General features: G+C 63.7%; 8 protein-coding genes. 3 read left to right on the top strand and 5 right to left on the bottom strand.

Features of this window, described 5'->3' with window-relative positions:
• Positions 1 to 274: 274 nt before the first annotated feature.
• Both BG22_RS08535 and BG22_RS08530 read right to left on the bottom strand, forming a co-directional pair.
• Complete coding sequence (locus BG22_RS08535; protein ID WP_140494808.1) at positions 275 to 3,268, bottom strand: cation-translocating P-type ATPase; 2,994 nt, start codon at positions 3,266 to 3,268, stop codon at positions 275 to 277.
• Positions 3,269 to 3,649: 381 nt separating this feature from the next.
• The gene (locus BG22_RS08530) at positions 3,650 to 4,972 is read right to left on the bottom strand and encodes an MFS transporter (protein WP_140494806.1); all 1,323 of its coding nucleotides are present in this window, start codon (positions 4,970 to 4,972) and stop codon (positions 3,650 to 3,652) included.
• Between the two features lie 67 nt (positions 4,973 to 5,039).
• On the opposite strand from BG22_RS08530, the gene rlmB reads away from it, so the two are divergent.
• Complete coding sequence (rlmB, locus tag BG22_RS08525) at positions 5,040 to 6,053, top strand: 23S rRNA (guanosine(2251)-2'-O)-methyltransferase RlmB (RefSeq protein WP_094668014.1); 1,014 nt, start codon at positions 5,040 to 5,042, stop codon at positions 6,051 to 6,053.
• A gap of 102 nt (positions 6,054 to 6,155) precedes the next feature.
• Here rlmB and BG22_RS08520 read toward each other — a convergent pair whose 3' ends face one another.
• The 3 genes from BG22_RS08520 to BG22_RS08510 form a co-directional block, all read right to left on the bottom strand.
• Positions 6,156 to 7,559, bottom strand: coding sequence for a DUF4032 domain-containing protein (locus tag BG22_RS08520; protein WP_140494804.1), 1,404 nt, complete (start codon positions 7,557 to 7,559; stop codon positions 6,156 to 6,158).
• Positions 7,560 to 7,842: 283 nt separating this feature from the next.
• Positions 7,843 to 8,970, bottom strand: coding sequence for an ABC transporter ATP-binding protein (locus tag BG22_RS08515; protein WP_094668018.1), 1,128 nt, complete (start codon positions 8,968 to 8,970; stop codon positions 7,843 to 7,845).
• A gap of 252 nt (positions 8,971 to 9,222) precedes the next feature.
• Positions 9,223 to 10,542 carry a glycosyltransferase family 2 protein gene (locus BG22_RS08510; RefSeq protein ID WP_258186290.1) on the bottom strand — a complete coding sequence of 440 codons (1,320 nt, stop codon included), beginning with the start codon at positions 10,540 to 10,542 and terminating at the stop codon, positions 9,223 to 9,225.
• Between the two features lie 182 nt (positions 10,543 to 10,724).
• Between BG22_RS08510 and BG22_RS08505 the strand changes: the two genes are divergently transcribed.
• Together BG22_RS08505 and BG22_RS08500 are read left to right on the top strand one after the other, a co-directional pair.
• Entirely contained in the window at positions 10,725 to 11,537 is an 813-nt protein-coding gene (locus tag BG22_RS08505; RefSeq protein ID WP_140494802.1) for a LytTR family DNA-binding domain-containing protein, read from the top strand.
• A complete protein-coding gene (locus BG22_RS08500; RefSeq protein WP_181163462.1) occupies positions 11,537 to 12,859 on the top strand; it encodes an ATP-binding protein in 1,323 nt (440 codons plus the stop codon). Before BG22_RS08505 ends, BG22_RS08500 begins: the two co-directional genes overlap by 1 nt.
• The last annotated feature ends 58 nt before the right edge of the window (positions 12,860 to 12,917 follow it).

Raw genomic sequence — 12,917 nt, 5'->3', positions numbered from 1 at the left:
GGGATTGGCCCACCGTGTAGGGAAATCCCCACGGTGTAGGGAGAAAAATTTTACCATCCGCGGAATTAAGCCGTTTTGGGACCCTACACCATGGGAGAATCCCTACACGGTGAGCCAATCCCTACACCGTGTGATGATCCCTACATCGTGGGACGAATGGGACGACAGGCGGGGAACGCCAACATACAACCCGCAAAACCCAGTGGCCCGGGCCTTCGTAGTTGAAGGTCCGGGCCACTGGGTTTGTCCCTAGGAAATGAAAACGAATAAGGCGTTACTGGCGCTTATCCATTATTCTTAGCACAATCTTGCGCAACTCGGAAGCGACAAGCACAAATGCCGCCAAACCGATACATTCCAGCCACGCCCTGGCTCTCAACGGCGTGGTGCCGAACGCGGAATTCAGGAACGGCACGTAGATCACCACGAGCTGCAGCACGATGGACAGGCCAATCGCGCCCCACAGCCACTTGTTCGAGAACAGGCCGACGAATGCGGACTGCAGGTGGGAGCGGGAGGCCAGCGCGTTGAACAGCTGGGCGAAGACCAGAATCGTGAAGCCCATCGTACGGGCCTCGACCATCTGGGCCTCGTGGCCGAGTGTGTCCACCGAACGGTCGGTGAACAGACCACCGGCAAGATGCATATCCATGCCGATCAGGGTGACGATGGCCATGATCACACCGATGTAGATGATGTCGCCCCACATCGAGGCGTCGATCACGCGGTCGGTCACCTTGCGCGGGCGGCGGGCCATCACATCATCGGTCTGCGGGTCCACGCCCATCGCCAGCGCGGGGGCCGCGTCGGTCAGCAGGTTGATCCACAGCAGCTGGGTGGCGAGCAGCGGCACCGTGACGCCCACGGTCTCCGGCTGGCGGATGCCGAGGAATCCGGCGAGCACCACGCCGAAGAACACGGTGAACACCTCACCCACGTTGGAGCTCAGCAGGTAGCGCAGGAACTTGCGGATGTTGTCGAAGATCACGCGGCCTTCGCGCACGGCGGCCACGATGGTGGAGAAGTTGTCGTCGGCCAGGATCATCTTGGCGCTCTGCTTGGTCACCTCGGTGCCGGTGATGCCCATGGCGACGCCGATGTCCGCGGTCTTGACGGCCGGGGCGTCGTTGACGCCGTCGCCGGTCATGGCCACGATGTTGCCCTGCCGCTGCAGGGATTCGACAATCTTGAGCTTGTGCTCCGGCGCCACGCGCGCGTACACGGAGACGTCGGCGGTGGCCTTGTCGAGCGCCGCCTCGTCCGCCAGCTGGTCAAGCTGGTCGCCGGTCATCGCCTTGCCGTCCTTGGCGATGATGCCCAGATCGGAGGCGATGCGAGCCGCGGTGAGCGGGTGGTCGCCGGTGATCATCACCGTACGGATGCCGGCGCGATGGGCTTCCGCCACGGAGTCGCGGACCTCGGTGCGCGGCGGGTCGATGATGCCGACCATGCCGTTCCAAATGAGGTCGGTTTCGATGGCCTCGGCCTGATCGGCGATGTCCGCGACCTGGCCTGCGGCGTTGACGGTCACGCCTGGCACATCGGCCAGCGAGCTCGTCTCCAGCGGGCGGCATGCCTCGCCAAGCGTGCGGTAGGCCTCGGAGGAGAGGCGCTCGACGGTGGCGAGAATCGACTGGCGATCGCCTTCGGTGAGCTTGCGCACATGCCCGCCCACGCGGATGCGGGAGCAGTAGCTCAGGAGCACGTCCGGCGCACCCTTGGCGAAGACCGTGAGCTTGCCGGAATCGGTGTCGTCCTTGGCGATGATGGACATGCGCTTGCGCTCGGAGGTGAACGGAATCTCGGCCACGCGGGTGAACCGCTCGGCCCTGCGATCGGCCTTGACCTTGCGCGCGGCCACGATGAGCGAGACCTCGGTGGGGTCGCCCACGATCTCCCAGCGACCGTTCTCCTGCCGCAGTTCGCCGTCGTTCGCCAGCGCGCCGGCGGCGAGCGCTGCGACGACTTCGTCGGCGATGACGCGGGCCTCGTCCGATTCGGGCGAGACGCCGCCGGTCATGACCATACGGCCTTCCGGCGCATATCCGGTGCCGGTGATCTGCACTTCGCCGGACGGGGTCACCACACGCTCGACGGTCATCTCGTTGCGGGTCAGGGTACCGGTCTTGTCCGAGCAGATCACGGACGCGGAACCGAGCGTCTCCACCGAATGCAGCTTCTTGACGATGGCGTTGTGGGCGGCCATACGCTGCACGCCAAGCGCCAGCACCACGGTCAGGATCGCGGCCAGGCCCTCGGGCACGGCGGCCACGGCGAGCGAGACGGCGAGCAGCAGGGAGTCGATCACGTCGTGGATGTCGTTGAAGCCCTCGAGCACGGCGAGCGCGACCAGCACGACGACGGCGATGATGCACACGGCTATGCCGAGAATCTTGGAGACGTAGTCCATCTCCTTCTGCAGCGGGGTCTTCTCGTCCTCGGTGGCGGACAGCATGTCGGCGATCTTGCCGACCTGCGTGTTCATGCCGGTGCCGGTGACGATGGCGCGACCGGTGCCCTGGGTCACGGACGTGCCGTTGAAAATCATGTTGGCCCGGTCGCCGAGGGCCTTGGCCGCTTCGAGCGTGTCCGGCTTCTTGCCGACCGGCACGGATTCGCCGGTGAGCGAGGCCTCGGCGATGCGCAGGCTGGCCGCATTGACCAGTCGTCCGTCCGCGGAGACCGAATCGCCCTCGGCCAGCACGATGATGTCGCCGGGGACCACGTCCGTGGTGTTGATGCGCTGGACCTTGCCGTCACGCAGCACGGAGGTCTGCGGGGCGGTCATCTGTGCGAGCGCCTCGACCGCGGCCTCCGCCTTGGCCTCCTGCATATAGCCGAGCACGGCGTTGACGATAAGAATCAGGATGATCACGATGGCGTCGAAGGGCAGCGCCTCGCCGCCTTCCGCGCCGGGCTGCGCGTTGGCCTTTTCGATGAACCACGCGACCAGCGAGATGCCGGTGGCCGCGATGAGCAGGTACACCAGCGGGTCCTGGAACTGGGCCAGGAACTTCTTCCATTTGGGTACGGGCGGCGCGCTGGCCAGCTCGTTCGGACCGAATTTGGCGAGTCGGCGCTTGGCCTCCTCCTCGCTCAGACCGCGCGCCGGGTCCACATTCAGGGCCTTGGCCACGTCTTCGGCACTGGTCAGGCTTGGATCGGCGTCCCCCAACAACGCCTGCTGCGCGCGCACTTCCTCTGATTCCGCGACCTCATTCGTTGCAATCGCGGACTGTTTGGATTGATCTTGCTGACGATCAACCATGTCATTCTCCTTGGTATAGCCGCGGAGTAGTCAGCCCCGGACAGCCGCCGGATTCTCTCTTCCGGTGCCACGCGGGACTGCGCGGTTATGGACATCGACGCAACTGCTGCCGATGCATACGATTGCCATTATTCCATACCCTCGAGAATCGGTGGGCGCACAGCGTAATGCGTTTTGTGGGGTTTTGGAGGGGTTTGGAGGGTTGGACGTGCCGGCCGCGGGCCGGCCGAACAGTGCAATTAGTATGCCGCGCCATAAGTTCGTTGATTTTATTTTTGGCTCCCCTTGTTAGGGGAGCTGGCCCGCGAAACGGGTCTGAAGGGCAGTGAATTAATAACGAATTTCTGACGCGGGATACTGGTTCTCGCATCAGGCCGACTTTCAGCCAAGCTGCTCGTGAAGATTGCGCGCGATGGAGCGGTCGCGCAGCCCTTTAGTCAGCCGCAGTCCCACGGTGACGGCCATCAGCACGACCGTGCAGGCGATCCACAGCACCCGGCCTCCGAAGCCGCTGATGATCCAGCCGCCCACCAGCGGCGCCAAGGCGATGGACACGGACCACACCATGTTGTAGACGCCCTGGTAGGTGCCTCGTGCGGCCGCCGGGGCCATCGCGGCCACCGTGGTGGTGGCGATCGGGAAGGTGCCGAGTTCGCCCAACGTCCACAGCACCACGGCGAGCGCGAAACCGGCCCATGAATCGGCCACGATCTGCACGGCGTAGCCGACGACCGTCACGGCCATTCCCGCAATGAGCACGCGCGAGTTGCCCATGCGCGCGAACAGCTTCATCGCGGGAATCTGCAACAGGCACAGCATGCCGCCGTTGATGGTGAGCAGCACGGAATAGTCGCCCAGTCCCATGCCAAGATTCGTCATGGCGATGGGCAGGCCGGACGTGCTCTGGAAGTAGACGAGATAGTAGCCGAACATCAGCAGGGAGAAGGCGAGGAACGGGCCGTCAGTCAGCACGCGACGCCAGTTGTCGCGCAACGATGTGCTCGCCGGTCGTACGCCATCGCCGGGAACGGTGGCCGACGAGCCGGCGGAATCCGATTCGCCGACTGCGCACGCCGCATCCGCCGGCCCTGCCGTGTCAGCTCCCACCGCATCCGCCACGGCGATCCCCAAATGACGGACCTCGCGGAAGAAGAGGACGAGCAGCGCGGTGACGGCGATCAGCACGGCGGCCTCGACGTAGAACATCAGCGAGTACGAGACCTTGACCAGCTGGTTGGCGATGATCGGGCCTATGGCATAGCCGAAGTTGATGGCCCACGATTGCAGCACATATGCGCGCTGCTGGCGCTCGACGGGCACCACGTCGGCGATGTACGCGGCGATGGCGGGGCTCGGCAGCGAAGCGAACGCGCCATAGACGAACAGCGCCACGCCGATGGGCACGGGGGCCGTGAGCGCGGACGTGGCCAGCAGGGATGCCGCCGCGCCGATCTCGCCTATGACGATCATCGATTGGCGGCCGAAACGGTCGGACAGCGTGCCGCCGAACAGGCATCCGATGATCGCGCCGAAACCGTACATGGAGACGACCGCGCCGACCACGCCCTCGTCGATATGCAACGCGGAAACCAGATAAATCGACAGGAACGACGTGACGAAGCGTCCCATCCACAAGATAAGAATCGCCAACCACAGTCCCCAGTACAGCGGGGACAAACCGAATATCTCACGTTGCCGTCTCACCTGCAATACCCTACTCGCACTTGACGTTCCGGCACGCTTGGGGCGGGGTGCTGGGACAATGAACCGTATGGCTATCAAAAAAGGACCGACCAAAGGGTCGGGTGGCAAGCATCGTAACGCGCTTCGCGGCAAGGGCCCGACCCCGAAGGCCGAGGACCGCGTGTATCACAAGGCGTACGCGGCCAAGAAGGCGGCCGAGCGCCGCAGGATGGCGGACCCGCGTCTCGCGGCCCGTAGGCGCGTGGACAAGTTCGCCTCGTCGGACACCTCGGATCTGGTGTTCGGCCGCAACTCCGTGCTCGAGGCGCTGCGCGTGGGCGTGCCGAGCTCGACGCTGTACATCCTCTCGCGCATCGAGCATGACGACCGTACGCGCGAGATCGTGAAGCTGGCCGGCACCAGCGGCCTGCACATGCTGGAGGCCGACCGTCTGGAGATGGATCGCATCGCCCGCTCCGGCAACCATCAGGGTGTGATCCTCAAGGTCAATCCGTTCGAGTACTCCTCGCTGGCTTCGCTGGCCGACCGCGCGGAGAAGAAGGCGAAGGCGATGGAGGCCGCGAATTCGGCCACCGCGCGCATCAACGCGCGTCCGCTGTTCATCGCGCTCGATGGCGTGACCGACCCGCAGAACCTCGGTGCGGTGATCCGCTCGGCCGCCGCATTCGGCGCGAACGGCGTGATTCTGCCGGAGCGTCGTTCCGCTTCGGTGACCGCCGCGGCATGGAAGGTGTCCGCCGGCGCGGCCGCGCACATGCCGGTGGCCCGCGTGGTGAACCTCAACAAGGCCATCGAGGGTCTTAAGGAACGCGGCTACTACGTGGTGGGTCTTGACGGCGGCGGCGACAAGCTCGTTGGCGAAACCGGTTTCGAGACCGATCCGCTCGTGGTGGTGCTGGGCTCCGAAGGCAGCGGCCTGAGCCGTCTGGTGCGCGAGGCCTGCGACGCCATTGCCGGCATTCCAATCAGCTCGTCCGTGGAGTCGCTGAACGCCTCCGTGGCGGCGGGCATCAGCCTCTACGCCGTGTCCAACGCCCGTCGCAAGGCCGGCGAGGCCGCCAAGGCCGCCGCGGCGAAGTAGAAACAACCTCAATCATCAACCGTGTAATCGAATGGGCTCTCTTCACATTACGTAAAGAGAGCCCATTCATATATGTGACTGCGCGATTAATGGCTTAACGGCTCAGTGGCTCCACACCGCCGCGTCGGGGTCGTCGTCGGGGTTGTAGCCATCGTCGCCGTAGGTGTACTCATCGTCCACCACGCCGGAATCGGCTTCGGCGTTGAGCGCGTCCACGTCCTTCTTGTCGAGCTTGTACTGCGGCAGCACGTTGTCGATATAGCTCTTGACGGCCTCGGCCATCGGCACGTCATGGCCGGCCTTCTCCGCAAGGAACCAGCGGTGGTCGAGCACTTCGTGGAAGAACTGCGCGGGCTCGATCTGCGAGCGGTATTCGGGCGGAATCATACGCACGGTCGGCTCGTAGACCTCGCGCATCCAGTCGGTGGCCACGATCTCCAGCTCCTCGCCGTCACGCCAGGTGGAGGCGCGGTAGGCATCGAGGTCGTTGAGCAGACGGCGGGCCTGATTCTCCTGCACGTCCAAACCGGTGAGGCGCAGGAGCTTGCGGGAGGCGTACCCGGCGTCCACCACACGCGGACGAACCAGCACGCGCTTGCCATCCTCGGCGGTCTTCATCTCGAGCTCGTCCACGTCGAAGCCGAGCTCGTTGAGCTTGTTGACGCGCTTCTCGATCTTCCACATCTCATCCGGGCCGAACTTGTCGGTGTCGGTCAGGGCGCTCCACAGCGAGTGGTAGCGATCGACCAGGCGGTTGCCCACCTCGATCTCGTCCACATCGCTGGGCAGCAGACGGCCGGACGCCAGATCCATGAGTTCGCCGATGATGTTCGTGCGAGCCAGATCGATATCGTATTCGCGCTGGCCTTCGGTCAGATTCACATGCAGATCACCGGTCTCGGCGTCCACCAGAAAGGCGGAGAAGGCGTCGGCATCACGCAGGAACAGCACGTTCGACAGCGACACGTCGCCCCAGTAGAAGCCGGCCAGATGCAAACGAACCATGAGCACGGCGAGGGCGTCAATCAGTCGCTCGGCGGTGTCCGGGCGCAGATTGCGGGCGAACAGGGCACGGTAGGGCAGCGAGAACTTGAGGTGCCTGGTGACGAGAATCGCCTCCAGCGGCTCGCCGTTGCGATCGTGGCGGCCGGTGACCACGGCGATCGGCTGCACGGTGGGCAGGTCGAGCTTCTGCAGCCGGCGCAGCAGCTCATACTCGCGCTCGGCCACCTGACGGGTGATCTCCTTCATGGCGTACACCTCGTCGCCAACGTGCACGAAACGCACCACATGGCGGGAGATGCCTCGAGGTAGGTTGGCCAGCAGCTCCTGAGGCCATGTGGCCAGCGGCTTGTGCCACGGCAACGTGAACATCTTCGGGTTCGAGCTGGCGGCGGTGATCTTCAATGCCTGCGGTTCGGCTGAATTGGCGTGTTCGTCTTCGGCTTTGACAGACGTGGCCTTCAGCGCGCGCGGATCCAACTGGGGCAATTCATTCAACTCCATGTGTTCGATTTTACGTTGCGCCCGCGCGTTTTTCTCGGAATTGGCCCCCATACCGCGAAAAACGCACACCGGCGTCGTCTCAACGGCTCGTCGCCGTAGCAATCCGCGTCCGATGGCGTCATCGATAGTGGCATCGCCCCATGCCCTAAACAACAAGAAAAGCCCCGCAGCTATGCAGGGCTTTTCCAACGAGGTCATAAGAGAGGAAGAGAACAACCTCGTTTAATGGTTGACGAAGCGGTTAGACCTCGCCAAGTATATCTACGCCGCAATCGGCGATCGACTAGTTCAGACGCAGCTCGGTCGACGGAGCGAACAGGTGCATCTTGGCCGGGTCGATCTTGATCTTGACAACGGCACCGATCTTCGGAAGCGCACGCGGGTTCACACGAATCGTGGTGAGCTTGTTCTGATCGGACATGACCTGAGAGGCCTCGGCGGCGGAACCATCGGTGATGATGTTGCCGTAGATGTAGCCGTCGGAACCCAGATCCTCGACGTTGACGACCTTCAGGGAGAAGGCGTTCGGATCGTCGGCCGGAGCCAGATCGGCGTCCTCAGGACGGAAGCCGACCACAATCTGGTTGTTGTCCTCGGCGGTGAGCTTGTTGACGGCCTCAGCCGGCAGGTCCACGGTGTCCTCGCCGATCTTCGCCTTGCCGTTGACCACCGGGTGGGTGTTCAGGTTCATCGACGGGGAGCCGATGAAGCCGGCGACGAAGACGTTGGCCGGACGATCGTACAGCTCGGTCGGGGCGCCGACCTGCTGCAGGATGCCGAGCTTGATGACGGCGATGCGATCGCCCATCGTCAGGGCCTCGGTCTGATCGTGGGTCACGTACAGGGTGGTGACACCCAGCTGGCGCTGCAGAGCGGCGATCTGGGTACGGGTCTGGACACGGAGCTTGGCGTCGAGGTTGGACAGCGGCTCATCCATGAGGAAGACCTTCGGCTCACGGACGATTGCGCGGCCCATGGCCACACGCTGACGCTGACCACCGGACAGAGCCTTCGGCTTGCGGTCGAGGTACTCGGTGAGATCCAGGATCTCAGCGGCCTTCTCAACGCGCTTGCGGATCTCGTCCTTCGGAGTGCCGGCGATCTTCAGAGCGAAGCCCATGTTGTCCGCAACGGTCATGTGCGGGTACAGAGCGTAGTTCTGGAACACCATGGCGATGTCGCGGTCCTTCGGCTGCATCGTGGTGACGTCCTTGCCACCGATGAGGATGCGGCCCTTGTTGACCTCTTCCAGACCCGCGAGCATGCGCAGGGTGGTGGACTTACCACAACCGGAAGGGCCGACGAGGACGAGGAACTCGCCATCCTTGATATCAAGATTCAGGTCATCCACAGAGGGCTTGTCGTTGCCCGGGTAGATACGAGTGACGTGGTCGAAAACGACTTCTGCCATAATTACTAATCCTTTCAGAGGCAGGTACGTGCCTCACGATCCGTGGTAAAGGGATTTTCGGTTATTTACTGTGCCTCGACCTGTCGCTACCGTCGACAACTTTGCTTTCGGAAACTGCAAGCTTCAGCGTTTACTTTTCCGGTTCAGTGAAGGTTCTCTTCGTTGAGCCAAGAATCACTATACACGGGCCGCGTACAAACTCAAGGACAATCGCGCGAAATTTTTCGCACCGCGTGTCGCAGCGGACATCTGCTACCGCTCGGCGTCGAAACTGACGCCGTTGCGGCGGGCCTCCCGTTCGGCCTTGCGCTCGTCGCGCCTTTCCTCGGCCTCCTCCATGCGCTGGATGCGCAGCTGGCGCCAATCCTCGCGCATGTCGCGGAACCGCTCTGCCCATGTGGCAGCGTCGTAAGCGGGACCGGCCACGCCGGCACCGGCGTCCGCCGATGCCGCGCGCTTGCCGACCGAACCGGGAATGCCCGCGCCAATCGCGGCCTTGATCGCGGCGAGCCCGGAGACCGACCCATCATCGGCGATTCCGTCCCCGGTTCCCTCACCGGCCGCGACACTATCCGAGAGCGCGTCGGCGGCACCATCGGCGACCTTGGCGACCCCCATCTTCAACAGCCCCAGCAGTTCGCGCAAGGTCTCGGGGATGGGCTCGTCACCCTCGCTGGCGGACTTGGTCAGTCCTTCGATGCGCCGGCGCAGCGCGTCCGCGTCCTCCGGGTCGATCTTGAGCCCGGCGATCAGCGACTGTCGGATGGTCTCGTAGTCCAGGTTGGCGAAGAAGTTCAGCTGCTGCAGGGTCATGAACCCCTTGAGCTCGGGGAACCGGTGGACGATGTACTCCTCGCGGTCATCGGCCGCACGGGTCCAGTCGCGGGTGAGCTGCGGGTCCCAGCTGGCGGTGATCGACCCCTCGCGCATGCGGTAGTGGTAGAGGGCCTTGGGGATGCGGACCACGCGCGTGGCCTCGCCGATCACGTTGCAGATGCGGGACAGGTCCTCGATCTTGCGCCCCACCGGGAAGGAGAAGCCGGTGTTCTGGTAGGTGGCGGCAGGTGCCAGAAACGCCCAGAAATAGCCGTCGATCTCGGCCTTGACCTGCTTCTTGATGGCTTCGACCGGAGTGAGGATCTGGACTTCGGAATAATCGTTGTGCCGGTAGTTGGACAGCAACGGCTTGTCGTTCTCGGAGATGGTGTCGAACTGGAACATCACGAGGTCGGCGTCGTAGTCGCGCATCGCGGCAAGGCAGTCCTCCACCAGCGTGGGGGCCACGGTGTCGTCCGAGTCGGCGAAGTAGATGTACGCGCCGGTGGCGACCTTGATTCCGGCATTGCGCGCGTCGGATAGGCCGCCATTGGGCTTGTGGATCACGCGCACACGGGCGTCCTTGGCGGCCCAAGCGTCGCACATGGCCGGGCAGCCGTCCGGCGAGCCGTCGTCCACGAGCAGGATTTCGAGATTGGCGTAGGTCTGCGCGGCCACGCTCGCCACGCATTTGTCAAGGTACCGCTCGACTTTGTACACCGGGATGATGATGCTGACCAACGGCTCATGTTCCATACGTACAGCGTACCGCCGTCGTGTCGCTGCCGTGTGAAGGTACGGGAGATGTGACGCCCTGTTCGAAAGCGGTACCGGGGCACGCGTCGAGGCGCGCACGGTACCCGGCGAGGCGACCGATATCGCCGATATCGCCCGCACTGGGATAGGATGCAGGAGGAACATGACAGGGAGGTAAGGTCATGCGCAGTGTGAGAGTGGGAGTGGTCGAGGACGACCCGTCGGCGTGCCAGCGTGTTCTGGATTATCTCAACCAATACCGTAGCGAGACCGGCGTGGAGTTCACGATCTCCGTGTTCAACGACGGCGAGGCGATTGTGGAGCGGTACACGCCCACGTATGACATCCTGTTTCTGGACATCGAGATGTCGCATATGGACGGCATGTCGGCGGCGCGGCGCATTCGCGAGCGCGACGACTCGGTGGTGATCGTGTTCATCACCGCCGCGCCGCAATACGCCATCAACGGCTACGAGGTGCAGGCGCTCTCCTACCTGCTCAAGCCCGTGCCGTATTTCGCGTTCCGTCAGGAGCTCAAACGCTCCATCGACATGGTGCGCCGGCGCTCGGACGGGTCGATGCTCATCGAGGCCGGCGGCAATCAGATGAGGCTGGAGCTTTCGGATGTGACGTACATCGAGTCGATCCGGCATACGATCATCGTCCACACGCTCGATGGGAAACTGTCGGTGTCCGGCACGCTGAAGGACTTCGAGGGGCGGCTGGCGGATCAGGACTTCTTCCGCTCCAACTCCTGCTATCTGGTGAATCTGCGGCATGTGGTGGGTGTGGATGGACAGGACTGCGTGATGTCGAACGCCGAGCGCCTGAGGGTGAGCCGGCCGCGCAAGAAGGCGTTCCTGACCGCACTGACGAACTACATGGGCGCGTCCGGGCCGACCGCGCGTATGGGGGCCGGCGGCACGGCGACCGTCGGCGGCACGGCCGACGACAGCGGCACGACCGACGACAGCGCGACAGGCAAGTCGGCATGATCGGCGGAACCATCACCAACGCCCTGCCGGACATCCCCCGCCTGTATACGGGAATCTGCGAATGGATGGCCTGCGTGACCTATCTCATGGTCATCTACCGGCGCGTGCCCCGGCAGCGAACGATTGCAGTGGGGGCGCTGGGGCTTGCCGGCATGATCGGCATCCAGTATTTCGACGGCGCGATGCCGCTGTGGTTCTGGGTCGGCGGCATGCTGCTCGCGTTCGGCGGCATGTGGGCGATCGTGCGGTTCGGCGCCGGCACCGGCAATCGCGAAGGGCTGTATATCACGGCGCGCGCGTTCGTACTGGCCGAACTGGTGGCATCGCTGCACTGGCAGCTCGTGACGTTCCTGAGCCTGAAATCCGGGGATGGCGGCAACGCCTTGTGGTCGGCCGGACTGCTGGTGGCGACATACGCGGCCGGGTTCGCCGCTGCGTGGGCGATCGAGCGTGGCAATTTCGCGCATGACGCCCCGACCGGTACCACCTGGCAGCTTTCGGTGGGCACGGTGGCCATCACCATCGTGACGTTCGCGATGAGCAACCTGAGTTTCGTCTCGACCAACACGCCGTTCTCCGGAACGGTCGGCCAGGAGGTGTTCTACATCCGCACGCTGGTGGATTTCTGTGGTTTCGCGATCCTGTACGCCCAGCAGGAGCAGGCGCGGCGCATGGCGGCGAGCGCCGAGCTGGCCTCGATCAACGCTCAACTCAATAGCCAGCATCAGGAGTATCTGGCGTCGAAGGAGAACATCGAGTCCATCGGGCGGCTGGCCCATGACCTCAAGCATCAGATCGCGGCGTTGCGAGCCGAGGTGGACCCCGAGCATGTGGCGGCCGGCTTCGAACAGCTGGAGCATTCGGTGGCGGCGGCCAGCGCGCAGCAGCATTCCGGCAATCCGGTGCTGGACGTGATCCTGACCACGAAGATGCGCACATGCACGGACCGTGGCATCACACTGACGGCTGTGGCGGACGGCAAACTGCTCGCCGGTATGAGCTCGATGGATATCGCCTCATTGTTCGGCAATGCGCTGGACAACGCCATCGAGGCGACTGGCAAGCTGCCGAATCCCCAGCAACGGCTCATCCGACTGGCCCTGTACGGCCAGGGCCGATTCACGGTGATTCGTGTGGAGAACTACTACGATTCGACGCTCAAGAAGGACTCGACCGGCGCGCTGCGCACAACCAAACGGGACGCCTCCCGGCACGGATTCGGCGTGAAGTCGATACGTCATATCGCCACGCAGTACGGCGGCGAAGTGACGATCCGGACCGAGGACCACTGGTTCGTGCTCACCGTGCTGATTCCTCGGTGAATCGGCGGTGAATCAGCGTGGCAAAAGGGTCTGTTAAACCAGAATTGACATGGGTTAA

The sequence above is a fragment of the Bifidobacterium sp. UTBIF-78 genome (assembly GCF_006408945.1).
In the GTDB taxonomy this organism is placed as follows: domain Bacteria; phylum Actinomycetota; class Actinomycetes; order Actinomycetales; family Bifidobacteriaceae; genus Bifidobacterium; species Bifidobacterium myosotis.
The sequence above is the reverse complement of the archived record's forward strand: the minus strand, read 5'-3'. Positions and strand labels throughout refer to the sequence as shown.